The 23752-nt window shown below is 62.1% G+C and carries 20 protein-coding genes; 11 read left to right on the top strand and 9 right to left on the bottom strand.

What is annotated here, in order from left to right; all coding sequences use genetic code 11:
• The first annotated feature begins 2 nt into the window (after positions 1-2).
• From EK373_RS30770 to EK373_RS30780, 3 genes are all read left to right on the top strand, one after another.
• Entirely contained in the window at positions 3-1931 is a 1929-nt protein-coding gene (locus EK373_RS30770; protein ID WP_129649202.1) for a serine hydrolase, read from the top strand.
• 231 nt (positions 1932-2162) lie between these two features.
• Positions 2163-3458, top strand: coding sequence for a conjugal transfer protein TraF (locus EK373_RS30775; protein WP_129649203.1), 1296 nt, complete (start codon positions 2163-2165; stop codon positions 3456-3458).
• 22 nt (positions 3459-3480) lie between these two features.
• Positions 3481-5133 carry a hypothetical protein gene (locus EK373_RS30780; protein ID WP_129649204.1) on the top strand — a complete coding sequence of 551 codons (1653 nt, stop codon included), beginning with the start codon at positions 3481-3483 and terminating at the stop codon, positions 5131-5133.
• A 44-nt stretch (positions 5134-5177) separates the two neighbouring features.
• Here EK373_RS30780 and selB read toward each other — a convergent pair whose 3' ends face one another.
• The 5 genes from selB to fdnG are packed head-to-tail and all read right to left on the bottom strand — an operon-like array spanning position 5178 to position 12670.
• The gene (gene selB / locus EK373_RS30785; protein WP_129649205.1) at positions 5178-7091 is read right to left on the bottom strand and encodes a selenocysteine-specific translation elongation factor; all 1914 of its coding nucleotides are present in this window, start codon (positions 7089-7091) and stop codon (positions 5178-5180) included.
• Positions 7088-8017, bottom strand: a complete 930-nt coding sequence (gene fdhE / locus EK373_RS30790; protein WP_129649206.1) for a formate dehydrogenase accessory protein FdhE — start codon at positions 8015-8017, stop codon at positions 7088-7090. Before fdhE ends, selB begins: the two co-directional genes overlap by 4 nt.
• Positions 7986-8651: a formate dehydrogenase subunit gamma gene (locus tag EK373_RS30795; RefSeq protein ID WP_129649207.1), complete on the bottom strand. Its 666-nt coding sequence runs from the start codon at positions 8649-8651 to the stop codon at positions 7986-7988. The genes fdhE and EK373_RS30795 overlap by 32 nt, the downstream gene beginning before the upstream one ends.
• The gene (gene fdxH / locus EK373_RS30800; RefSeq protein ID WP_129649208.1) at positions 8644-9558 is read right to left on the bottom strand and encodes a formate dehydrogenase subunit beta; all 915 of its coding nucleotides are present in this window, start codon (positions 9556-9558) and stop codon (positions 8644-8646) included. Before fdxH ends, EK373_RS30795 begins: the two co-directional genes overlap by 8 nt.
• Positions 9559-9568: 10 nt before the next feature.
• Positions 9569-12670: a formate dehydrogenase-N subunit alpha gene (fdnG, locus tag EK373_RS30805; RefSeq protein ID WP_157994621.1), complete on the bottom strand. Its 3102-nt coding sequence runs from the start codon at positions 12668-12670 to the stop codon at positions 9569-9571.
• Positions 12671-12848: 178 nt separating this feature from the next.
• Here fdnG and napE point away from each other — a divergent pair, with 178 nt between their 5' ends.
• The 5 genes from napE to EK373_RS30835 are packed head-to-tail and all read left to right on the top strand — an operon-like array spanning position 12849 to position 16986.
• Positions 12849-12992: a periplasmic nitrate reductase, NapE protein gene (napE, locus tag EK373_RS30815; protein WP_161816411.1), complete on the top strand. Its 144-nt coding sequence runs from the start codon at positions 12849-12851 to the stop codon at positions 12990-12992.
• Positions 12993-13000: 8 nt separating this feature from the next.
• Positions 13001-13354, top strand: coding sequence for a chaperone NapD (locus tag EK373_RS30820; RefSeq protein WP_129649212.1), 354 nt, complete (start codon positions 13001-13003; stop codon positions 13352-13354).
• Entirely contained in the window at positions 13320-15818 is a 2499-nt protein-coding gene (napA, locus tag EK373_RS30825) for a nitrate reductase catalytic subunit NapA (RefSeq protein ID WP_129649213.1), read from the top strand. Before EK373_RS30820 ends, napA begins: the two co-directional genes overlap by 35 nt.
• Positions 15818-16330, top strand: a complete 513-nt coding sequence (locus EK373_RS30830; protein ID WP_129649214.1) for a nitrate reductase cytochrome c-type subunit — start codon at positions 15818-15820, stop codon at positions 16328-16330. Before napA ends, EK373_RS30830 begins: the two co-directional genes overlap by 1 nt.
• The gene (locus EK373_RS30835; RefSeq protein ID WP_129649215.1) at positions 16327-16986 is read left to right on the top strand and encodes a NapC/NirT family cytochrome c; all 660 of its coding nucleotides are present in this window, start codon (positions 16327-16329) and stop codon (positions 16984-16986) included. Before EK373_RS30830 ends, EK373_RS30835 begins: the two co-directional genes overlap by 4 nt.
• On the opposite strand, the gene EK373_RS30840 is transcribed toward EK373_RS30835, so the two are convergent.
• The 4 genes from EK373_RS30840 to EK373_RS30855 all read right to left on the bottom strand — a co-directional run bounded on the left by EK373_RS30840 (position 16975) and on the right by EK373_RS30855 (position 19760).
• Positions 16975-18201: a glycosyltransferase gene (locus EK373_RS30840; RefSeq protein WP_129649216.1), complete on the bottom strand. Its 1227-nt coding sequence runs from the start codon at positions 18199-18201 to the stop codon at positions 16975-16977. The two genes, EK373_RS30835 and EK373_RS30840, sit on opposite strands and share 12 nt — an antisense overlap.
• On the bottom strand, positions 18198-18833 hold the full coding sequence (locus tag EK373_RS30845) for a TetR/AcrR family transcriptional regulator (protein WP_129649217.1): 636 nt from the start codon (positions 18831-18833) through the stop codon (positions 18198-18200). The genes EK373_RS30840 and EK373_RS30845 overlap by 4 nt, the downstream gene beginning before the upstream one ends.
• Positions 18834-18903: 70 nt before the next feature.
• On the bottom strand, positions 18904-19428 hold the full coding sequence (locus tag EK373_RS30850) for an SRPBCC family protein (RefSeq protein ID WP_129649218.1): 525 nt from the start codon (positions 19426-19428) through the stop codon (positions 18904-18906).
• A gap of 11 nt (positions 19429-19439) precedes the next feature.
• A complete protein-coding gene (locus EK373_RS30855; RefSeq protein WP_129649219.1) occupies positions 19440-19760 on the bottom strand; it encodes an ArsR/SmtB family transcription factor in 321 nt (106 codons plus the stop codon).
• A gap of 167 nt (positions 19761-19927) precedes the next feature.
• On the opposite strand from EK373_RS30855, the gene EK373_RS30860 reads away from it, so the two are divergent.
• The 3 genes from EK373_RS30860 to EK373_RS30870 all read left to right on the top strand — a co-directional run bounded on the left by EK373_RS30860 (position 19928) and on the right by EK373_RS30870 (position 23709).
• Positions 19928-20557, top strand: coding sequence for a YqiJ family protein (locus EK373_RS30860; RefSeq protein ID WP_157994622.1), 630 nt, complete (start codon positions 19928-19930; stop codon positions 20555-20557).
• 40 nt (positions 20558-20597) lie between these two features.
• Complete coding sequence (locus tag EK373_RS30865) at positions 20598-22268, top strand: flotillin family protein (protein ID WP_129649221.1); 1671 nt, start codon at positions 20598-20600, stop codon at positions 22266-22268.
• Between the two features lie 94 nt (positions 22269-22362).
• The gene (locus EK373_RS30870) at positions 22363-23709 is read left to right on the top strand and encodes a M20/M25/M40 family metallo-hydrolase (protein WP_129649222.1); all 1347 of its coding nucleotides are present in this window, start codon (positions 22363-22365) and stop codon (positions 23707-23709) included.
• Positions 23710-23752: the final 43 nt, after the last annotated feature.

Raw genomic sequence — 23752 nt, forward strand, 5'->3', positions numbered from 1 at the left:
TCGTGCTCGCAGCGTTGAAGAGGGCCGCCATTGCGGCGGCCCTGTTGTGCGCGTCTGCGGTACTCGCCGATCCGACGCCTGAGCTGACGAAAGCCGATGTCGACGCCTGGCTCGATGGCTTCATGCCATATGCGCTTCGGCACGCCGACATCGCGGGAGCGGTCGTCGTCGTGGTCAAGGAGGGGAGCATCCTGACGCAGCGCGGTTTCGGCTACGCCGACCTCGCCGCACACGAGCCCATGGACCCCGAGCGCACGTTGCTGCGTGTGGGCTCGATATCGAAGTTGTTCACCTGGACGGCACTGATGCAGTTGGTCGAGCGTGGCCAGGTGGCGCTCGAGGCCGACGTGAATTCATATCTCGATTTTCAGATCCCGCCGCTCGCTGGCCAGCCCGTCACGGTGCGCAACCTGATGACGCACACGCCGGGATTTGAAGAGCAGCTGAAGAACGCGGTGGCGTACGATCCCGCGACGGCGCCAAAGTTTGAAGCGCTGCTGAAGCGCTGGACGCCAGAGCGGATCTTCGCGCCCGGGACAACGCCGGCGTATTCGAACTACGCGACGGCGCTTGCCGGTTACATCGTGCAACGAATCTCCGGCGTGCCGCTGGAGGACTACATGGACGCTCACGTCCTCGGCCCGCTCGGCATGACCAGCTCGACATTTCGTCAGCCATTGCCGCGTGAACTGCAACCGAGGATGGCGAAAGGATACGCCACGGCTTCCGGGCCTGCGCGCCCGTTCGAGATCATCGGTCTTGCACCCGCGGGCGCTCTGTCGGCATCCGCGACCGACATATCGAAATTCATGCTGGCGCATCTAAATCAGGGACGGCTGGGCGAGGCCGAGATTCTGCGCTCAGAGACGGCTCAGCTGATGCACAGAACGCCGTTGACCATTCTGCCTCGCATAGACCGCATGCTCCTCGGCTTCTGGGAGGCCAACTACCAGGGCCGACGTGTAATCGCACACGGTGGCGACACACAGTGGTTCCACAGCGACTTGCGGCTCTACATCGATGACGGCGTCGGCATGTTTGTGTCGTGTAACAGCATGGGCAAGGGCATGGCCGCGATCGACATGCGTATCGAGCTGTTCGAGGAGTTTGCGAATCGCTACTTGCGAGTGCCGGAGTGGAGCGCCGGACGCGGCGTAGATGAGCGGACGGCCGGCGAGCACGCGCACCTCATCGCCGGACACTACGTGAACTCGCGGCGCTCCGAATCCAGCTTCATGAGCCTGCTCGCTCTGGTCAGCGGCATCGACGTTATCGACAACCGCGACGGTACGATCGGCGTGTCGATGGTTCGCAATCGCTCGGGCCAGCCACGACGCTGGCGGGAAGTGGAGCCCTTCGTCTGGCAGCTCGACGGCAGCTCACGGTTGCTGTCGGCGGAAGTGCGAGATGGAACAGTCACACGATTTTCGTTCGACGAAGTGTCGCCGTTCATGATGTTCGAGCGACCAGCGCCATCGAGAGCAGGCTGGTTCACGCCTGTATTCCTCGCCTCGTTGATCGCCATGGTTGCCACAGCCGTTGCATGGCCAGTCGGTGCCCTAGCGCGTCGACGCTACGGCGTGGTGGACACGCGCTCCGCTGCGGATGCCAACGCCCATCGCTGGCTGCGAATCGCTGCTATCACAACTGTCGTGATGTGGCTGGCGTGGATCGCGACCATCGGCACGATGACGTCCGACCTTGCGAATCTGTCGGAGAAGTTCGATGCCTGGCTATGGGTTCTGCACGTTCTTTCCGTCGTCACAGTGCTGGGCGGAGTTATGGCCGCTCTGTGGCACGCGGAGCGTGTGTTTCGCGGTGGGCGGCGCTGGTATGCGAAGACATGGGCCGTCGCGACGGTGCTGGCGATGAACGTCAGCCTCTGGATGGCCGTCGCCTACAACGTGATCACTTCCGGCGTGAACTACTAGTCGAGAGCATGCATGGAGATCGACGTGCAGCTGGCGCAGCGACTTTTTGCCAAGGGCGCACTGCGGAATTCCCTGAATCCAGAGCAATGGAGTCACCGCAGGCGCGCCACGACAGCGTGACTGGCGTCTAGAAAATTCGCCAAAGGACCTGCCGCTCGCTTCAGTTCGCTGCAGTCGCTGCCGTTTGTAGGGCAGCGAAAACCAGAATGATTCTGCAGCGGAGGTCTTGAAGTGAAGAGTGTTCGGATTGCGGCCGCGGTGAGCGCGGTGCTGTTCTCGTGCGCGTCCCTCGCGGCGCCGGGATTTGTCGATGCGGGGCCCAATCTCTCGGATAACGGCGCCTCGGGCGCGTGGACCTCGCTGTACGCGACACGCAATCCGGCCGGTTCCGAATTCGCCATTGCGCCGGACGCCTCGTTCCGCATGGGCATTCTCAGCTCGATCGGCATCGGCATGGAGGTGGGTCCGGTCGATAATTTCTCCGATGAGATCGACGATCTCACCGACGCCTTGGACCGGGACGACCTGACGCTGTCCGAAGGCAATGCGCTGGTCGAGCGCTTCAACGCCATTCTCGATCCTTTGAGCCGCGCCGGTTACGTGAAAGTGCACGGCGGCGTGCAGGTGCCGCTGTTCCCGATGCTCTATCGCAGCAGCCTCGGCGTGTTCACGCTCGACGCCAACCTCAGCGCGCAGGCGCGACTTGGATTGCTGGATGCCCCGCTGACCTATAACTCGGTCTCCGAAGAGGTGGAGACGGCTTCGGCGGCGTACGTCAAAGCTGGCCAGGTGAACGAGATCGCGCTCGGCTACAGCCGGTCCGTCTGGCAGCAACCCGGACGACGGGTGATCGTCGGCGGCAGCCTGCGCTATCTGCAGGCCAAGCTCAGCAAGCAAGTGGTGGCGCTGGAATCCATCGAGGATGACGAGGACGTCCAGGACGTGCTCGAAGACAGCTACGACGCCAACGAGCGCAAGTCGAGCAACGTGACGGTGGATATCGGCGCGATCTACGACGCCGACAACTACCGCGTCGGCGTGACGCTCGCGAATCTCACCGAGCCGGACTTCGAGTACGGCGCGATCGGCGCCAACTGCGAACTGCTGAGCGGCAGCGCGCAGTACAACTGTTTCAGCGCTGCGTACTTCAGCGATCGCATCGCTTTGAACGAGACCTGGACCCTGGAGCGCCTGGCCACGCTGGAAGGCGCAGTGTTCTTCGCATCCGGCCGGGGCTCGCTCGCGGCCAGCGTCGATCTCAACGACGTGCACGATCCGGTCGGCGATCTCAACCAGAATGCAAAGGTCGCGCTCGGCTACAAGACGCAGACCAACTGGCTGCCCGACCTGCGTGTCGGCTATCGCAAGAACCTGGCCGGCAGCGAGCTGAGCAGCGCGTCGCTGGGCTTCACCTTCTTCGGCGCCGTGCACTTCGACGTGTCGTGCAGCCTCGAATCGACGGATATCGACGGTAGCTCCGTGCCGAGAACGGCAGCGTTCAACCTCGGTTTCGAAATGAGCTATTGATCAGGGTACGGAGACAATCAGAATGAAAATTCGTAAGCAGATTCTGGCGGGTGCGATCGCCAGCAGCATGGTCGGACTGGCGGCGTGTGGCGGCGGCAGCAAAGGCACACAGGACGTCGGCAGCAATCCGAGCGGCAACGGCGGTGCAAGCAGCCGAGTGTTTCATGCCCGTGCGATCGACGGCTATCTGGCCGGCGCGACCGTGTTCGTCGATCAGAACGCGAACGCCAAGCTCGACGCCTTCGAGCCGCGTGCGCTGACGGACAGCGACGGCTACTTCTCGTACAACCATCGCACCAGCACCGACTATTGCGCTGCTGGCGGCTTGAATAAGTACTGTCTGCGCGGCACGATCGCTGCGGACGCCGAAGTGGTGATTCGCGTCACCGGCGGCTACGACACGGTCACCCAGCTGCCGTTCGAGGGCATGCTCAGCCTGCGCTCGAGCGATCTGGACCGCGACGATTTGCGATTGGTGACGCCGCAGACCAGCATGGTCGCGGACGCCGGCAATACCGCACAGGCCAAGTTCGAGGCGCTCCTCAAGGCAGGCATCCTGGATTCCGCGGGTTTCGATAGCGATCCGTTTGGGAACATCGAACACATCACCCGCGCGCAGATGACGGCGATCATTTCGCAGATGATCGGCACAGCTGCCGATCTGACGCTGCCGCCTGCGACTTTCGAGGACATCGAAGGCAGCATCTGGGCCAACAGCTACATCGCGATGTCGGCGCAGCTCATCGAGGGTATCGACACCGGCTCGGGAATTTTCGAGCCCACGTTCGGCTCCACCGACCAGCTGGCAGAGCTGGCGCGTAAATCGATCTTCGCGGCGGCGAATCCTGGCCAGATCATGCCGGGCAGCTACCAGCTCCCGAATGAAAGCGCAATCCAGTCGCTGTTACAGAGCACGGCGGATATCGTCGCGTTGAGCGAGGAGATGCTCGCCGCGTTGAACGGCTCGGCGACGCAGGAAGAAGTGATGGCCATGCTGCGACTGCAGCGGATCGCTGCCGAGCGTGCATTGAACAATCCGAACGATCCCGAGCTGGACGATCTGTACGATTGGGCTCGCTCGCAGATCACGGCGGGTGAATTCGGCGTGGACCTCAAGGGACTGGGCGGCAGCGACATCGACGTTGGCCTGCTGGTCGACCCGCAGTTCAATTTCGATCCGAACTCCACAACGATCAGCGCGAGCGCGACCATTCCGGCAGAAGCCGCGACCGCATTCGCAGCGCTCGTCAATACTGCGTTCTCGGTCACCATCGACAAGCCGGATGAGCAGGGCGATGCGCTGTTGTTCGTCACCGGCGCCAACGGCGCGCGCTCGGGCGATATCAAAGTCTGCGTCCGCTACAGCGGCGACGACGGCGATTTCGATACGACGAGCAGCACCGATCCGAACGGAGCGCTGCTGGTCGGCGGTCACTGGAGCCTGCTGGACGATCACACCTTGACGCTGAGCCTCGATATCGCCGGCGGCGCGCGCTCGATGCTGCTCAAGGCGGTTGGCACCAACGCCACCGGCCTCGACTATCGCTTCGACTTCGGCGACGACCTGGAGAACTGGAGCGGCCTCGCGCCGGCGGGCTTCGCTGCGGGCTCGGTGCCGACCAGCGATGCGACCTGCAAAGCCTCGTTGGTCGAGCGTTTCGGCCCGATGATCTGAGCGACTCGAAGGCAGGACTCGTGAGCAGTCCTGCCTTCTCTGTACTAGTGGGAATGTCCCACGTTCCAACCGCTGTCCTTGCGCAGCACGTGGACATCATGAACGCGCCGCGTGTAGCCGACGCGGTCGAAGAATTCCAGAATCTGGATGGATCGCTTGCGGCCCAGCCCGATCGCATCCCGATAACTCGCGGCATCGACACTTCCTTGTTCCCGAGCCAGTGAGGCTACGACGCTCGCCAGCGTGTCGACGCGATCGCTGTCGTAGAACAGGTCGTGCACGATCTGGCAGACCGTTCCGCAGGCGACCTGCCGGCGCAATATCTGGCGCACCCGTTCTTCGGGCTGTCGAACCGCACTGGCCAGATCTCTCACCCAAGGTGGCTCGGGACGCGCCTGCGCAATGAGAGATTGCAACTGACCAGCGAGCTCTTGATCGCTCTCCGAAAGCGCCGCGGCATGATCGGGGAGTTGCAGCCATGGCCCATGACGAGTCATGGAGCCGTCATTCGTGAGCTCGTCCACGAGTGCAGCCCACAGCGGTGCAGGCAAGTCGGGTCGTGCTATTCGCCGCAGCCTGCCACTATCGGGACCGGGATCATCCGGAAACTGCGCGTGAAATTCTCGCAAGGCATGAAGTGCACTTTCACGCAGCGCCTCCCAAGCAACTTCTGGTATGGCGAACTGATCCTGATTCGCGCCCCTCGTGAGGGTGCCGACCGGAAGTATCACGCTGGTTGCCTTGTGGCCGGTCAATCGCTCGAGATCAGCTAGGGCTACGCCGTTCGGCGCATCTGCCAACAACTGCGAGAGACCTTGTCCTGCGAGCATCTTCTCGACTGCATCGAGGTAACGCAGGCGCTGTTCTGAGCGGCGTTTGCGCGACGGAGCTGACGAGTCGAGCACCACGCCACCGCCAATCGTGTGGGCGGCCTGCGCATCGCGGATGATGAATCGATCGCCCGGGAGCGCGCAGATCGAAGTCTCGACCACAAGTTGTGCGCGCGCCGATTTGCCAGCTCCCCAATGCTCCGAGTCGAGAAGCATCAGCTGCGCGAGAGCGTGCGCGGCTCCGAGGTGTACGTGAACGGAGGTTCCCGGCGAAAGCTTCAGTTTACTGTCAGCTAACAAATGAACTCTCGCGTCCACGCGTTTGGTTGCGACAAGCACACGCGGATCACCCAGCCAGTCGCCACGCGAGGCAGCGCTTTTCTCGATGCCAGCGAGATTTAGTGCGCAGCGCTGACCGGCCACGCCGTTCTCACTCGAACGATTCTGCGCATGAATGCTACGCACCCGCGCAGGAAGGCCGCGGGGCATCACAATGAGATTGTCACCCACGTGAACGCACCCTGAGAATACTGTGCCGGCGACGATCGTGCCGTGGCCGGGCAGGGTAAAGACGCGATCCACTGCCAGCCGGAAAAGACCGTCGTTGCTACGCGGCGGCATATTTGTGGCCGCTTCGTGAAGATGCTTGCGAAGGCCGGCGATACCCGGCTCGTTGGCAGCGGTGGCGTTCACTGGAAAGATCGGTGCAGTCGCCAATGCTGTGTGATGCAGAAGGGTTCGTACTTCTGCTTCCACTTCGCGCGCACGTTCGGGACGCACTCGATCCACTTTAGTCTGCGCCACGGCGCCACGAGTGACGCCAAGGAGTTCCAGAATGGCCAGATGCTCGCGAGTCTGCGGCATCACTCCGTCGTCGGCGGCTATGACCAGCAGGGCGAAGTCGATGCCACAGGCGCCAGCGACCATCGTATGAATCAGCCGCTCATGTCCCGGCACATCGACGAATCCGAGCACGTCGCCGTTCGGCAGGGGCGTATATGCGTAGCCGAGCTCGATGGAGATGCCGCGTTCCTTTTCTTCTTTCAGGCGGTCGGTGTCGATACCGGTCAACGCCCGCACCAGCGAGGTTTTGCCATGATCGATGTGGCCGGCGGTGCCGATGATCATGACGGGTTCCAGAGCAAAGGATTCGGGTGGACACGCCGATACCCCGCTTCGCCGAGCAGCAGATCGAGCGCGAGACTGGCAAGATCGTCCGCGCTTGGCTCGACTGCGAGGTCTTCCTCCTGATACAGGATCTTGCGGTACGTATGGCACGTATCGCAGCATTCGGCGCGAATGCCGCGCGGTCCGCTCTCGATCGATTGGTAGCTGATGCCTTTCGTGCTCTGGCAATGGCTGCACTTCACGCGGACCATGTGCCACTCGGTTGCACACAGAGAGCAGTGCAGATAGCGAAGCCCCTGCGATCGAGAGTCGGCGCGTACGATGCTCGCGACCGGCAACGTGCCACAGGTCGGACATACTCCGGGAACGTCGAGCTCCCGGATATCATCGATGTTCATGCGGCTGGCGAGCGCCACCCAGTACACCTGCAGTGCTGCCATCACGAACGGAGCGGAAGCGGCATCGACCGGCGATGTTTGCGTGCCTAACAGATCCTCCGCTTGCGCTTCGAGCTGCTCTGGCTTCAGAGCCCGCAGGCGATCGCAGACAGAGCGCACTTGGCCCGAGATCTCCGGCAGGGCCGCGAGAGCGTCGCAAATCAAGCGCAGCGACTCACGCCAATGCTCTTCACGACGCCAACTGCCCACCGCAACAATCGGCATATGAAACGTCTGAGCGTGGGTAACTTGCTCGGCATTCGGCAAGGCAGGCTCGATGCTGGCGAGCGCGGTCTGTTGAGCGTCGGCGAGATGCGCCATCAGTTGCAGATAGTCGCCGATGGAATGACCGATTGCGCCAGGCTCGCTCTGCTGGCGCAATCGCGTGGCGCGTGTGGAAAATACGCGCGCGCGATCGGGAAGGCGCAATCGCTGAATATTTCGTTGCGCGAACGCTTCAATCTGACCGGGGTCGAGGATGCGTTGCATGGAGCTTTTCCCGGAACCAGGCACGGTGGTGTTTCCAGGCCCAGCCAGGCGTGACGGTACCACGCGTCATGGCGCCAAGCGACCCCTTCACCCAGATGCCCGCGTAGATGTGCAAGACGACGGCGCAGATCAGGATGAAGGCGCTGACCCCGTGGACCACCGCGGCGGCGCGGATCAACCCGATCGAAAAGTACAGGGAGAAATACTCACGCCAGATGACGACGCCGGACAGCAGCAGGGCCAGGATGCAGGCGATGAATACGAAGAACACCAGCTTCTGCCCGGCGTTGAACCGGCCGACTTCCGGCAGGCGCTCCTCGCGGTTGTTGATCACGTCGCGCCCCTGGCGCAGCCATTGCCAGTCGCGCGCTTCCATCTTGTTGAACTTCCACATCGCCGCCGCCAGCACCACGAAAGCGATCGTCATGATCAGCCCGAGGAACGGGTGCAGTATTCGTGTCCACGTGCCGCCGCCCAAGAACACGCTGAACCAATAGAGCGCCGGATGAAACAACGCCAGCCCGGAGATTGCGGTCAACACGAAAACGATCGCGACGATCCAATGATTGGTGCGCTCATTGGGCGTGTAGCGCTGGATCGTGCGGCGTGATGGATCATTCGTAGGGTCACTCATGGCGAGCGCGCTCCGTTTCCCGCGCGGCGGCTTGCTCGTCGCTTTCGTGCGTTTCGTTCCGACCGATGCGGATGTAGTGGAAGAAGCCGGCGAGTGCGGTCAGCACGATGCCGGTTAATGCGAGTGGCTTGGTGGCGCCTTTCCACAAGCCAACGGCCGGGCTGATATGTGGGTCCGCAGGTAGATCGTTGTAGAGCTGCGGCTGGTCGGCGTGATGAAGCACATACATCACATGCGTGCCGCCCACGCCTGGCGGATCGTATAAGCCCGCGTTGTCGAAGCCGCGCGACTTCAGATCTTCGACTCGCTCTGCGGCGTGATGTTGCATATCTTCTTTGGTGCCCCACACGAGCGCGCCGGTCGGGCAGGACTTGATGCACGCGGGCTCGAGGCCTACGGCGACGCGATCCGAGCACAGTGTGCACTTGTACGCTTTGTGATCCCGCTTCGAGATGCGCGGAATGTCGAACGGGCAGCCGGCGATGCAATAGCCGCAGCCGATGCAATTCTCCTGGTGGAAGTCGACGATGCCGTTGGAGTACTGCACGATCGCGCCCGGCGCGGGGCAGGCCTTGAGGCAGCCGGGATCGGCGCAATGCATGCAGCCGTCCTTGCGGATGAGCCATTCCAGGTCGTTGCCCTTGTCGGGATTCTCGTACTCGGCGAAACGCATCAGCGTCCAGGATTGATCGGTGAGATCGTGCGGATTCTGGTAGGCGCCGATGTTGGTGCCGATCTCGTCGCGCAGGTCGTTCCATTCCATGCACGCGACCTGGCACGCCTTGCAGCCGATGCACTTGGTCGTATCGATCAGCTTCGCGACCGTGCCGGTCTGCGCCTGTCGCACGCTCGGCGATGCAGTCGTGGTGGCGGAGCGTCGGACGATATCGAGTGATTGCAATGCCATGGCCGGCTCCTCACGACTTCTGGCCCGAGGCTGGCGATGCGTCTGCCACCTTTTCGACCTTGACCAGGAACGCTTTGAACTCCGGGGTCTGCGAGTTGGCGTCGCCGACGAAGGGCGTCAGCGTGTTGGCCAGATAGCCGGGGCGGGCGAGGCCGGTGAAGCCCCAGTGAATCGGAATGCCCACGGTGTGCACGGTCTTGCCGTCGATGTTCAGTGCACGGATGCGTTTGGTGACTACCGCGACGGCTTCGATGTGCCCGCGGTTCGAGCTGACCCGGACGCGATCGCCGGCGGCAATTCCCAGCTCATCGGCCAATGCTGCACCGATCTCGACGAATTGTTCGGGCTGCGTGATGGCGTTCAGGCGGACATGTTTCGTCCAATAGTGGAAATGCTCCGTCAATCGATACGTCGTCGCGACGTGTGGGAACTGTGCAACGTTGCCGAGCGCTTCGCGGTCGGCTTTGAAGATGCGTGCTGCCGGATTGCTGACGGCTCGCGGCTCGTTGCGACTGAGCGGGTTGTAGCCGAGCGGGGATTCGAACGGCTCATAGTGTTCCGGGAATGGACCCTCAGCCATGTTGGTGCGGGCGAACAGGCGCGCGACGCCTTCCTGATTCATGATGAAGGGCCCGACGCCGGCCGCAGGATCGTCGTCGATCCTGAAGTCCGGGATGTCGGCGCCGACCCACTGTTTGCCGTTCCACCGGATCAGCGGGCGTTCCGGATTGAACGGCTTGCCGTCGAGATCGCACGACGCCCGGTTGTAGAGCACGCGCCGGTTCGCCGGCCACGACCAGGCCCAGTTCAATGTCTGGCCAATGCCGGTCGGATCCGAGTTGTCGCGTCGAGCCATGAGATTGCCGGTCGGCCCCCAGGCGCCGCAGAAAATCCAGCAGCCGCTCGCGGTCGAGCCGTCGTCGCGCAGCTCGCCGAAGCCAGCGAGCTGTTCGTCGCGCTTGCGCACCACGTTGTTTGGATTCTTGGGATCGACCAGATCGGTGAGCGCGCGGCCTGAGTATTCCTTGGCCAGTTCCTCGGGCGTGGGACTGTTGGGACGAATATACGGCCACGACAAATTCAGGATGGGATCCGGAAACGCGCCACCCTCGGTTTGATAAAGCTTGCGCAGCCGATTGAACAGCTCGGCCATGATTTCGATGTCGGTGCGCGCTTCGCCGGGCGGCTCACCGCCTTTCCAATGCCATTGCAGCCAGCGCCCCGAGTTGACCAGCGTGCCGTCTTCCTCGGCGAAGCAGGTTACTGGCAGACGAATGACTTCCGTCTGGATCTTGCTCGAGTCGACATCGTGGTGGACGCCGTAGTTGCGCCAGAACTCCGACGTCTCCGTGACCAGCGGGTCCATGATCACCAGGAACTTCAGGTTCGACAGCGCCGCCGTCATCTTGGCTTTGTTGGGCGCGGCGGCGAGCGGATTGAATCCCTGCGCGAGATAACCGTTGATCTTCCCCTGTTCCATCAGATCGAAGACCTGCAGCATGTCGTAGAGCTTGTCGATCTTGGGCAGATAGTCGTAGGCCCAGCGATTCCCGGCGGTCGCGGCATCACCCCACCAGGCTTTCTGCAAGCTGACGAAGAACTTCGAGAAGTGCTGCCAGTAGCTCACCTGATTCGGACGCAGCGGCTTGAAGGCTCGCACCGCCACGTATTTCTCATAGTCCTGCTCCCGGTCGTGCGGCAAGGTGATGTAGCCAGTCAGTGTGTTGGACAGCAGGCCCAGATCCGTGAGGCCCTGAATGTTGGAGTGGCCGCGCAAGGCGTTCATGCCGCCGCCGGAGACGCCGATGTTTCCTAGTAACAGCTGTACCATCGCTCCGCAGCGAATCATCTGCGATCCAATGGAGTGCTGTGTCCAGCCGAGCGCGTACATGATCGTCATGGCGCGAGTCGGTGTCGCCGTCGAGGCGATCATCTCGCAGATCTGCTGGAACTTCTGTTGCGGCGTGCCGCACACGCGCTCGACCATTTCGGGTGTGTAGCGCGAGTAGTGTTGTTTCATCAGATTCAACACACAGCGTGGGTGCGCGAGCGTCGGATCGACGCGCGCAAAGCCATCGTCGCCGAACTCATAATCCCAGCTGGACTTGTCGTAGCGACGATTGTCGGCGTCGTAGCCCGAATACAAACCGTCCTGAAACGCGAATTCCTCCTTTACGATGAAGCTCGCGTCGGTGTAGTGAGTGACGTAGTCGCGCTGGATCTTGTCGTTCGTCAGCAGGTAATTGATCACCGCTCCGAGGAACGCGATGTCGGTGCCGGCGCGAATCGGGGCATAGACATCGGCGACCGAAGCCGAGCGGTTGAAGCGAGGGTCGACGACGATCAGCCGCGCCTTGTTGTGCGCTTTGGCTTCTGTGACCCACTTGAAACCGCACGGATGCGCCTCGGCGGCGTTGCCACCCATGATGAGGACCAGGTCGGCATTCTTGATGTCGACCCAGTGATTCGTCATCGCTCCACGGCCGAACGTCGGGGCAAGACCTGCCACCGTCGGGCCGTGTCACACACGCGCCTGATTGTCGAACGCCAGTACGCCGAGACTGCGGATGACCTTGTGCGTGATGTAGCCGGCTTCGTTGCTGCTCGCCGAGGCCGCCAGCATGCCGGTGGTGAGCCACCGGTTGACGGTCAGACCTTCGGCGTTCTTGGCAATGAAGTTGGCGTCCCGATCCTGTTTCATCAACCGGGCGACGCGCTCCAGCGCTTCATCCCAGGAAATGCGCTGCCAGCGATCCGAGCCCGACGCTCGATATTCCGGGTGCGTCAGCCGGCTCGGGCTGTGGATGAAGTCGATCAGCGCCGCGCCCTTGGGGCACAAGGTGCCGCGATTCACCGGGTGATCCGGGTCGCCCTCGATGTGAAAGATGCTCGCCGTCGCATTCTTCGACTTATCGCCGAGCGAATACATCAGCAAGCCGCAGGACACCGAACAGTAGGGACAGGTATTGCGCGTCTCGGTGGCGCGAGAGAGCTTGAACTCACGCACCTCGGCCAGCGCTGGGCCCGGCGAGAATCCCAGCAGCGCCAGGCTGGAACCCGCCAGCCCGCTGCCGGTGATCGCCAGGAACTGGCGCCTAGTCATATCGCTCATGGAAGGAACTCCCGTGCGGCCATGACATGGGTCAGGTCAGTCTATGCCTGCACGGCAGGGCTCGCAACGCGGCAGCGTGCGGCCCGGCCGCGATGAAATGCGCTCAGGAACTCCGCGCAATTCCTCTCGGAAAATCCATGGTTTCCTCCCTAAGCACTGTCCGCATAGAATGCGTCGCATGCAAGCCGAGAAACGGCGCGAATTCGCCGTGTTTTTCTTTCTTACATTCATCCTGGCGCCCATCCTGGCGGTGCTCATCGTCGCTGGCTACGGCTTTGCGGTCTGGATGTATCAACTCATCGCCGGGCCGCCGTCGGTGTAAGGGTGGCCATGCGCTGGCTTTCGCGTCGTGACTTTCTGACATTCGGGCCTGGTGCGAGCGATGCGGACGAGCCCATCGTCCACATCGCAAGCTTGCTGGTTCAAGCCACGCCGACAGGTTGCGAGGCCGTGCGCGCGCTGATCGGGACGATGCCCGGAGCCGAACTGCACGAAACCGGACATTCCGGCAAAGTCGCGATCGTTCTCGAATCGGCGGACAGCCGAGCTATCGCCGACGCCACCACTGAGTTACAGCAGCTCTCCGGCGTGCTCACCGTTTCGATCGTGGCGCACTTGATGGAAAGTGCTTCGTCCCTGGAAGAACAACATGACGATCAATCGACGACAGTTCCTGCGGCGTAGCGCGGCGGCATCGGCCATCGCGGCGGCGAGCTCGAATGCGCCGGCCCAGAACATCATTACCGAATCGCAATTCACCAAACTGAAATGGTCGAAGGCGCCTTGCCGGTTCTGCGGCACGGGCTGCGGCGTGCGCGTGGCGGTAAAGGGCAATCGCGTCGTGGCGACCCACGCCGACGCGAACGCCGAGGTCAATCGCGGGCTCAACTGCGTCAAGGGATATTTCCTGTCGAAGATCATGTATGGCGCAGATCGGCTCACGCAGCCGTTGTTGCGGATGACGGACGGCGTCTACGACAAGAACGGCGAGTTCACGCCTGTCAGCTGGGACGCTGCGTTCGACATCATGGCGCAGAAGTTCAAGGAGGCGCTCAAGGCGAACGGGCCGGAGTCCATCGGCATGTTCGGCTCGGGCCAATGGACCATCTGGGAAGGGTATGCCGCCAACAAGTTGATGAAGGGCGGCTTCCGCAGCAACAACCTCGATCCGAATGCCCGGCATTGCATGGCGTCGGCGGCTTACGCCTTCATGCGCACCTTCGGTATGGACGAGCCGATGGGCTGCTACGACGACTTCGAATCCGCCGATGCATTCGTGCTGTGGGGCTCGAACATGGCGGAGATGCATCCGATCCTCTGGTCGCGTGTCGCGGACCGCCGCTTGTCGGAGCCGAAGGTCAAAGTCGCGGTGCTTTCGACGTTCGAGCACCGCTCGTTCGATCTCGCCGACATTCCGCTGGTCATGCAGCCGCAGTCGGATCTGGCGATCATGAATTACATCGCCAATTACATCATCGAGACCGGGCGGGTGAATCGCGACTTCATCGGCAAGCATGTGAACTTCAAGCGCGGTGTCGATGACATCGGCTATGGATTGCGCCCGGAGCATCCACTTGAAAAAAAGGCGAAGAACGCCTCGCGCGCTGGCGATTCCTCGCCGATGTCATTCGAGGACTATGCGCGCTTCGTGAAGCCGTACACGCTGGAGCACGCTGCCAAGGTGTCTGGTTGTCCGGAGTCCTGGCTGAAGCAGCTTGCCGAGCTGTACGCGGACCCGAAGGTGCGCGTCGTCTCATTCTGGACGATGGGATTCAATCAACACACACGCGGCGTTTGGGCGAACCATCTTTGTTACAACTTGCACTTGCTGACCGGCAAGATCGCCACACCTGGCAACAGCCCGTTCTCGCTCACCGGTCAGCCCTCCGCATGCGGCACAGCGCGCGAAGTCGGAACGTTCTCGCATCGATTGCCCGCGGACATGGTGGTGACCAATCCCGAGCATCGCAAGCATGCCGAGGAGTTGTGGAAGCTGCCTCACGGCACGATCAGCCCGAAGGTGGGTTATCACGCCGTCGAGCAGAGCCGCATGCTGACCGACGGCAAGCTCAACGCCTATTGGGTGCAGGTCAACAACAACGTCCAGGCCGCGCCCAACTTCAATCAAGAGGTGTTGCCCGGCTATCGCAATCCCAAGAACTTCATCGTCGTGTCGGATGCTTATCCGACGGTGACGACCCAGGCCGCGGACTTGATCCTGCCGGCAGCGATGTGGGTGGAGAAAGAGGGCGCATTCGGCAACGCCGAGCGGCGCTCGCAGTTCTGGCACCAACTCGTCAATGCGCCGGGCCAGGCGCGTTCGGATCTGTGGCAGTTGATGGAGTTCTCGAAACGATTCAAGACCGACGAAGTGTGGCCTGCCGAGTTGCTGAACGCGAATCCGAGCTATCGCGGCAAGACGCTGTTCGACGTGTTGTTCGCCAACGGCCAGGTCAATCGTTATCCCCTGAGCGATCTGAACAAGGACTATGAGAACCACGAGTCGAAGGCGTTCGGGTTCTATGTGCAGAAGGGCCTGTGGGAAGAATACGCCTCGTTCGGCCGCGGTCACGGCCACGATCTGGCGCCGTTCGACAAGTATCACGAAGTGCCCGGGCTGCGCTGGCCGGTCGTGAATGGCAAAGAAACGCGCTGGCGCTATCGCGAAGGCTCGGATCCCTACGTCAAGGCCGGCGAGGGTTTCAGGTTCTACGGCAACCCGGACGGCAAAGCGAACATCTTCGCATTCCCCTATGAGCCGGCAGCCGAGGCGCCGGATGCCGAGTACACCTATTGGCTCGTGACCGGTCGTGTGCTCGAGCACTGGCACTCCGGCTCGATGACGGGCCGCGTGCCCGAGTTGTACAAGGCGTTTCCGAACGCGGTCGTGTTCATGCATCCCGACGATGCCGAAGCCCTCGGCGTACGCCGAGGCGTCGAGGTGAAAGTGGTTTCGCGACGGGGCGAGATGCGCTCGCGCGTCGAAACACGTGGACGTAACAAGCCGCCGCGAGGTGTCGTATTCGTGCCTTGGTTCGACGCGTCCCAGCTCATCAATAAGTGCACACTGGACGCCACCGATCCGATTTCGAAACAAACCGACTTCAAGAAGTGCGCGGTGAAGATCGTGCCGATGGGAGCGGTGTGATGACGCCCCGCGTACGACGAGTCGCGATTATCGGCGTGCTGTGCTTCAGCGCAGCGCTGGCTGCCGACAATCTCGAAGGACTGCGCGGCCCAACGCCGCTCAATCAAGAACCAAAGGCCCCGCGCATGGCGACGGTCGAGAACTTCGATGTGCGGCGAGGGCGCGCGTATACGAGTCAGCCGCCCACGATTCCGCACGCCATCGATCGATACGAGCTCACGCGTAACGTGAACTTCTGCATGTACTGTCATTCACGCGTGCGTAACGAGGAGTTCGGCGCTCCGATGGTGAGCGCAACTCACTATATGGATCGGGACGCAAACTTCCTCGCCGAGATCTCGCCGCGACGCTACTTCTGCACTCAGTGCCACGTGGTCCAGACCGATGCGCGGCCGCCAGTGGACAATCGCTTCGTCGATGTGTACGACCTGGTCGACCAGGAGCAGCGGCTGGCGGATCCGCCGGCGCCGGCAGCGAAGGAAAAGCCGGCAGCGAAGGAAAAGAAGGAGTGAAGGCGCTATTCGACAGGGCGGTGGGCTGGTGGCGGGTGCTGAGCTCTCCGAGCCGCTATTTCAGCCTCGGCTTTCTGGTGATTGGCGGCTTCATCGGCGGCATCATTTTCTGGGGCGGGTTCAACACTGCGCTGGAAGCGACCAACACCGAGCAATTCTGCACGAGCTGCCATGAGATGCGCGACAACGTGTTCGCCGAGCTGAAGAGCACGATCCATTACAGCAACCGTTCCGGCGTGCGCGCCACCTGCCCGGATTGTCACGTGCCGCACGAGTGGACGGACAAGATTGCCCGCAAGATGCAGGCCTCGAAAGAAGTGTGGGGCAAGATCTTCGGCACGATCAATACCCGCGAAAAATTTCTGGACGAGCGCTTGAATCTCGCCAAGCACGAGTGGGCACGCCTGAAAGCAAACGATTCGCTCGAGTGTCGCAACTGTCACGCGTACCAATATATGGACTGGACGCGTCAAAGCCGGCGTGCAGTGTACGTTCACTCGACGGCGCTGGCTGGCGACGAACATACCTGCATCGATTGCCACAAGGGCATCGCGCACCGCCTGCCGAACATGGAAGGCATCGAGATGCTCTACGGCGCGCCGATCGAGCAGATCTCTTCGCATGAGCCGAAGTCCGAAGGTTCGTCAGGCAATTAGCGCTTCGATCGCCTTTACAGCCGTCTTCAACCCGTCTTCCGCGCGCATCCTTTCGCCCAGCGTTCGTGCGCGCGCTCGTATTTCCGCCTGTTCCGCGAATCGGATCCCTTCGGCCAGAGAGGTGGCATTCAACGCCTTCCAGCTGGACAGGTTGGCCCCGACGCCTGCTTGATAGAGGCGATCGGCCCAGAAGGCCTGATCTCCGGCAAAGGGCACGACGACCGATGGGATGCCAGCGCGTGCAGCTGAGTGCGTCGTGCCGGAGCCGCCGTGGTGGACAGCTACTGACGTTCGCGGCAGCAGCCAATCATGCGGCGTGTCGCCGATGGCAAGAATGTTTGCGGGAAGCTGCGAAACGTCGACGCCGCTCCAGCCTGGATAGAACAACGCGCGGCGACCGGCCACTCCACCGACGATTGCTTCGAGCATGCGTCGAGGCTCGAAGCCGCCCATGCTGCCGAAGCCGATATAAACCGGCGGTTCCCCGGCAGCGAGAAACGCGCTGAGTTCGGCGGGCGGGCTCCAGTGCTTGGCGGGTACGAGCCACTGACCGCAGACGAGCGCGTTGCTCGGCCAATCATCGGGTCTCGGCAACAAATTCCGCGACACTCCGTACAACATGGGATGGCCGACCCACAGCGACTTGCGCGGTGGCAGGCCGCACACGCGTGCGCGAGCTTCGTTCGTCGCCTTGCGGAATGCCTTCCAGAGCAGGTTGTTGATCAGATGCTGACCCAATCGATTGAACATGCGAGGCAGTTTGCCCGGCGGCAGGAAAGGGGACGCAAACGCCTTGGTCGGCGTGAGAGGAAACAATCCCGTGCCAAGGGGCTGCACCCCCAGATACTCGGCGGCGGACAGGCCAACGAAACCGGCCAGCCCCGAGATGATGATGGCGTCGCAACCCCTGCCGAACTGCACGGCTGAGCGGAGCCAATGCTCGGCGTTTTCGTTCGCGATTCGCGCCAGCTCCCTTGCCGTGTTGTTGACGCTGTTCTTCTCGAACAAGCCCGCAGACGCGCCGTCGTGTCGCAGCGCCTGCCGGATATCGCCGGCTATCGCGGTGGCCGGCACGCCGAGCGCGGTTGCTGTGCCGAGCGATGCTCCATCTGCCAGTAGATGAGCTTCGTGGCCGGCATCCATCAATGCGCGGCTCAACGCTGCGAGTGGTCGAGTGTCGCCGTCGGTGCCGTAGGTCAGAACGAGGAATTTCATGATTTGGAAGGACGCTTGCCGGTCGGGGCACTCGCTTTGAGCGAGCCTTTCAAGAACAGATCCAGCGCGCCGACGAGCTCTTCACGCAGGTCGGACTTCGGCTCGGCCAGCCAGCGCATCAGCGCGGCGAGATATAGAAAATGAAAGAAGAGAGCGAGGCGCGGCGCCGGTTGGCTATCCCGCAACTCGCCAGATTTCTGACCGGCCGCGATCAACGCCAGGAAGGCTCGGACGAGATCAGAACGCGCGTCGTTCGCGTTGGCGTGCGGTTGACCGACGTTGACGAATCGGTAGCGCAGATAAGGAAGCAAATATTCGCGATGCTGTTCAAGGCCGGCGGCCGAGGCGTCGAGCAGCTTGCGCATGCCCCGTTTAAAACTGCCTTGCGCAAGGCAGATCGGCAGGAGCTGTTCGAGATCCTGCTCCAGCTGCATGTGGAGCCAGTGCGCGAGTACAGCTTCCTTCACGGGGAAATGGCTGTAGAGCGTGCCTTTCGCCACGTCGGCAGCGACGGCGAGCTGCTCCATCGTGACCGCGTCATAGCCGTGCGTCTCGAACAGACGGTGAGCTGTCTGCGCGATGTGATCCAGCTTTTCCTGACGCTTGCGCTCGCGACGACCCGGCTCGACCATGATAATCACGAAAAGTGAACGACGTGCAGAATTATACGTCGTCCAGAAATCGATCGCAAACAGCGTGGAGTCAGCGCGCCAGGTTCTTCAGATCGACGCCGTAGAGCGCCGCATTCTTGGTGACGTATTCGACACGGTCCTTGATCGGCTGATCGTTGAGCGCGGCGATCAGCATGTCGAGCATGGTGTGCCAGCCCATTGCATTCTGCGGGACGAAGCGGTCGAGGATGGGGAAGTGCTTGAACGTCAGTAGCACTTTTTCACCGCGCGGCTCCAGCTCGAATGTGGGATATGACTCGGGATACGCAGACACTGCATCGTCCGCTGCGCCGCCATCGAACACATTCCACGTGTAAACGAGCTTTCTCGGCGGCTGCCACTGCGTGACTATGCCGCGAATGTGGCCATCGACGAGACGAACCTCGCCGCCCTGACGCGGCTCGATCAGCGCGACCTCGCCATACCAGGTCGGCATCTTCGTCGGATCGGTTAAATAAGCCCACACTCGCTCGATCGGGCCGGGCAGCAGGCGAGTGAAAGTGACGCAGGGAACGTTCGACATCTCACCGCGTTCGTGCAGTTCCGCTTTGACCATCGCATCACCTCTCAACGTTTGCGTGACTTGCCGGCGGGTTTGCGCAGCTCGGCCTCGAGAGCATCGAACTTCGTCGCCCAGTAACTCCGCAACTCATCCACCCAGCCCGCGAGCTCGTTCACCCCTTGTGGATCGAGCTCATAAATGCGGCGCTGGGCCTCGGCGCGAACCCGGACCATCTGCGCCTCCCGCAGCACCTTCAGGTGCTGGGAGATCGCCGAGGCGCTGATATCGAATTGCTCGGCGATTTCGCCGGAAGACAGCGCGCCGCGCGCCAACGACTCGACGATGCCACGCCGGGTTGGATCAGCCAGGGCTGCGAAGACGCTCATGGATGTAGCCAATGCTTAATTTAGTAGAGACTAAAATAACAACCGCTCGCGGGGCAAGTGCGATTTCGCCGGTAGCGGGTGGTCATTCACCGGCGGTGCGTTGCATTGATGGCTTGCTGTCCGGATACTGCCCGCAACGGCTTTTATTGTTGAGGGATAAACAACACGTGCTGTTCGCCCCAGAAACCTGGCCATTCACCGTAGCAACTTTCCTGCTGTTGCTGATCGCGATCGTAGAAGGGATTGCGATGGTCCTGGGGTCGAGTCTTTCCCAATCGCTGCAGCATTTGCTTCCCGAGCCCGGCGATGTCCACGTGGGCGTGTTCGACAAGCTGCTCGGCTGGCTCTCGTTCGGCCGCGTGCCGGCGCTCGTGCTGGTGGTGCTATTCCTCGCGAGCTTTGCGCTGACGGGCTTCGGGCTCAATCTGGTCGTGCGGCAAATGTTCGGTTTCTGGGCGCCGCCGTCGATTGCGGCGATTGTTGCATTCCTCATTACTTTGCCGGTCGTGCGCTTCGCCGGGGCGGGGCTGGCGCGCGTGATTCCACAGGATCAAACCTATGCGGTCTCGTTCGACTCGCTGGTCGGCCGGGTCGCGACCATCGTGAATGGCACCGCGCGACCGGGTTATCCGGCGCAGGCGAAGGTGGCGAATGAGCATGGACAGATGCTGTATGTGATGGTCGAGCCGGAAGCGGAGGGCATGACGTTTCAAAGCGGGGAACGCGTGCTGCTCAACAAGCGCCTGTCCGGAAATCGGTTTGCCGGGGCGGTGAATCCCTGGCCCGATTTGATCTGAGCTTTTTCCACGGATTGTCAACGTTGCTGGGGAGTCACCGATGTCGGATCTGATCCTGGACAATTTGATCCTGGCGGGCATCGCGTTTTTCGCGCTGCTGGTCATAGGAATCATTTTCTCGCGGCTGTATCGCCGCTCCTCGAAAGAGCGATCCTTCGTGCGCACCGGCTTGGGCGGGCAGAAGGTCGTGATGGATGGCGGCGCCATCGTCTTTCCGGTGTTCCACGAGACCATTCTCGTCAACATGAATACGCTCAAGCTCGAAGTGACGCGTTTCGGCAAGGACTCGCTGTTCACCAAGGACCGCATGCGGGTGGACGTGGTCGTGGCGTTCTTCGTGCGGGTCGTGCCGACCAAGGAAGGCATCGCAAATGCCGCGCAGACCTTGGGCCAACGCACGATCGACCCCGAGCAGTTGTCACAACTGGTCGAGGATAAGTTCGTCGACGCGCTGCGCGCCGCCGCGGTATCGATGACCATGCAGGAGCTGCTCGACAAACGTCAGGACTTCATCCAGGGCGTGCAGAACGCCGTGAGCGAGGATCTGCTGAAGAACGGTCTGGAGCTGGAGAGCGTGTCGCTGACCCGCATCGACCAGACGGCGATGCAATTCTTCGATCCCAACAATGCGTTCGACGCCGAAGGTCTGACGCGGCTCACCGAACAGACGCAGCGTCGCAACCGTGAGCGCAATGAGATCGAGCAGGACACGTCCGTTGCGATCTCGCGCAAGAACTTCGAAGCCAAACAACTGCAGCTGGAGATCGATCGGCAGAAGCGCTTCGCCGAGCTGGCGCAGTCGCAGGAAGTCTCCGCTCGCGAGGCCGAGCAGCAAGCCATCGTCGCCAAGGTGCAAGCAGAGCGCTCTCGGGAAGCCGAGGAAGCGAAGATCACCGCGGCACGCCAGATTCGCGAAGCCGAAGTCGCCAAGGAACAGGCCGTGCGCCAGCGCGTCGTCGAAGCCGAGCGCGAAGTCAAGATTGCGACTATCGAACAGCTGCGCGCCACGGAGATCGCCGATCAGAACAAAGCGATCTCGATTGCGCAGAAGTCCGAGGAGCAATCCAAGGCTCAGGCCAGCGCCAACCTGGCTTTGGCCGAAGCCGTGAAGTCCGAGCAGGCCGTGAAGACGGCCGAGGAAGTCGCCAAGGCCGAACGTGAGAAGCAGGTGACCTTGGTGCTCGCGTCGCAGGAAGCGGAGCGCCAGGCCATCAGCGTGAAGGTGTCGGCGCTCGCGGAAAAAGAAGCGTCGGAAGCGAGGGCCGATGCGATCCGTACGCTCGCCAAGGCGAACCGCGAAAATTACGAAGCGGAAGCCGCCGGTAAGCGCGCCTTGAATGAGGCCATCAACACGCTCTCGAGTGCGCAGATCTCGCTGCAGGAGAAGCTGGCGTTGATTCAGGCGCTGCCGAAGATCATCGAAGAGGCGGTCCGGCCGATGCAGAACATCGACTCGATCCGCATCATGCAGGTCGACGGTCTCAACACCGGCGCCGCCGGCGCGCAGGCGGGCGACCCGACGCTCGGCAATGGCTCGGGCAACCTCGCCGAGCAAGCAGTGGGCGCGGCCCTGAAATATCGCGCCTACGCGCCGGTGGTCGATCAGTTGATCAAGGAAGTGGGGCTGTCCGGCAACGGATTGGATGGGTTGGTGAAGGCCACCTCGGCCATAACACCGCCTGCGACGCCGCCGGTTCCACTGCCCTCGTAACGTCGGGTCGATGACAAAGCCCGCGCCATCGGCGCATGGCGCGGGCTATGATTCCGCGATCCGCCGGACTGGCGCTTAGACGGAATGAAAATTCATGGCAGGTGTTACTGCGGTCGGCGTGAAGCTCGCCAGTGTGGTGTGTCTATTCAGTGCTCTGTTCGCGTTCGAGGCGCATGCTGCCGACGCAGCTTCGAAGCATCAGGCCGCCTTCAAGACTCTCAGCAGCAAGCCCGCGGTGAAGGCAGCGCTGGAACAGATCCGTCGTGAAGACGAGCGGACGCTGCGGGAGCAGATCGAGATCTCCCAGATCCCGGCGCCTTCACGCAAGGAAGAAGTGCGTGCCAATGACTACATGCGACGCCTGCACGAGCTCGGCCTGACCGAGATCGCCACCGATTCCGAAGGCAACGTCATCGCGCGCCGTCCGGGCACGGGGCGCAACGGCCCGACGTTGGTGCTGTCGGCTCACCTCGATACCGTGTTCAGCGCGGACACCGACGTCAAGGTCCGCAAGGAAGGCAATCGATATCACGGCGCGGGAATCAGCGATGACGCTCGTGGCTTGACCGTTCTGCTGACCGTGTTGCGCTCGATGCAGGAGAACAAGCTGCGCACTCAAGGCGATGTTTTATTCGTCGCCACCGTGGGTGAGGAGGGCTTGGGCAACCTGCGCGGCGTGAAGGCTTTGTTCCGCGATCGGAAAGATATCGATGGCTTCATCTCCGTCGACGGGACCGACTCGCCGCGCTTGCCGGCTGGCGAATCTGAAGTCGTCGCGCGCGCCGTCGGCAGCCATCGCTGGCAAATCACCTTCACCGGGCCGGGCGGCCACAGCTACGAGAATTTCGGCACGCCGAGCGCCGTGCACGCGATGGGCCGAGCAATTAGTGCGATCTCCGATCTGCAGGCGCCCACCGAGCCGAAGACCACGTTCACGGTCTCGATCGTATCGGGCGGCACGGCAATCAATGCCGTTGCCGAAAAGGCCCAGCTGCAGCTCGATATTCGTTCAGAATCCGCGAGCGCGCTGGCGTCCCTGGAAGAGCAGATCCTCGCCGCCGCTGAGCAGGCCGGCGTGGATGAGGGCAAGCGTTGGGGAGCGGCGCCTGTGAAAGTGGAGCGAACCTTGCTGGGCGACCGACCCGCCGGGGCCGGCAGCAACGACAGCCTGATGGCTTCCACCTGGATCGGCGCGATGGTCGCGTTGGGTCAGAAGCCCCCGACGCCGGTCGCGGGCAGCACCGATTCCAACGTCCCGCTGGGCCTGGGCATTCCGGCCATCACCGCCTCAGGAGGCGGCATCGGCGACAAGGCCCATTCGCTGGATGAATGGTATGAGCCCGTCAATGCCTGGCTCGGTCCGCAAGGATTGCTGCTGACGACCCTGGCGTTGGCTGGAATCGAAGGCGGGCCGAAGCCGTTGTTACCGAAGCGTCGCTGAACGAAGACGCGCAAAGCGCCCGGATGTGTCGTGTGTACTACTC

This window comes from Peristeroidobacter agariperforans (assembly GCF_004138335.1).
GTDB lineage: Bacteria > Pseudomonadota > Gammaproteobacteria > Steroidobacterales > Steroidobacteraceae > Steroidobacter > Steroidobacter agariperforans.

Coding starts and splice junctions, on each gene's coding strand:
- EK373_RS30845 (WP_129649217.1), bottom strand. CDS start 18,833: ATGGTCGAGCCGGGTCGTCGCGAGCGCAAGCGTCAGGAAAAGCTGGAT.
- EK373_RS30830 (WP_129649214.1), top strand. CDS start 15,818: ATGACGCCCCGCGTACGACGAGTCGCGATTATCGGCGTGCTGTGCTTC.
- EK373_RS30850 (WP_129649218.1), bottom strand. CDS start 19,428: ATGGTCAAAGCGGAACTGCACGAACGCGGTGAGATGTCGAACGTTCCC.
- EK373_RS30870 (WP_129649222.1), top strand. CDS start 22,363: ATGGCAGGTGTTACTGCGGTCGGCGTGAAGCTCGCCAGTGTGGTGTGT.
- EK373_RS30780 (WP_129649204.1), top strand. CDS start 3,481: ATGAAAATTCGTAAGCAGATTCTGGCGGGTGCGATCGCCAGCAGCATG.
- fdxH (WP_129649208.1), bottom strand. CDS start 9,558: ATGGCATTGCAATCACTCGATATCGTCCGACGCTCCGCCACCACGACT.
- EK373_RS30865 (WP_129649221.1), top strand. CDS start 20,598: ATGTCGGATCTGATCCTGGACAATTTGATCCTGGCGGGCATCGCGTTT.
- EK373_RS30820 (WP_129649212.1), top strand. CDS start 13,001: ATGCGCTGGCTTTCGCGTCGTGACTTTCTGACATTCGGGCCTGGTGCG.
- selB (WP_129649205.1), bottom strand. CDS start 7,091: ATGATCATCGGCACCGCCGGCCACATCGATCATGGCAAAACCTCGCTG.
- fdhE (WP_129649206.1), bottom strand. CDS start 8,017: ATGCAACGCATCCTCGACCCCGGTCAGATTGAAGCGTTCGCGCAACGA.
- EK373_RS30840 (WP_129649216.1), bottom strand. CDS start 18,201: ATGAAATTCCTCGTTCTGACCTACGGCACCGACGGCGACACTCGACCA.
- EK373_RS30855 (WP_129649219.1), bottom strand. CDS start 19,760: ATGAGCGTCTTCGCAGCCCTGGCTGATCCAACCCGGCGTGGCATCGTC.
- EK373_RS30795 (WP_129649207.1), bottom strand. CDS start 8,651: ATGAGTGACCCTACGAATGATCCATCACGCCGCACGATCCAGCGCTAC.
- napE (WP_161816411.1), top strand. CDS start 12,849: ATGCAAGCCGAGAAACGGCGCGAATTCGCCGTGTTTTTCTTTCTTACA.
- napA (WP_129649213.1), top strand. CDS start 13,320: ATGACGATCAATCGACGACAGTTCCTGCGGCGTAGCGCGGCGGCATCG.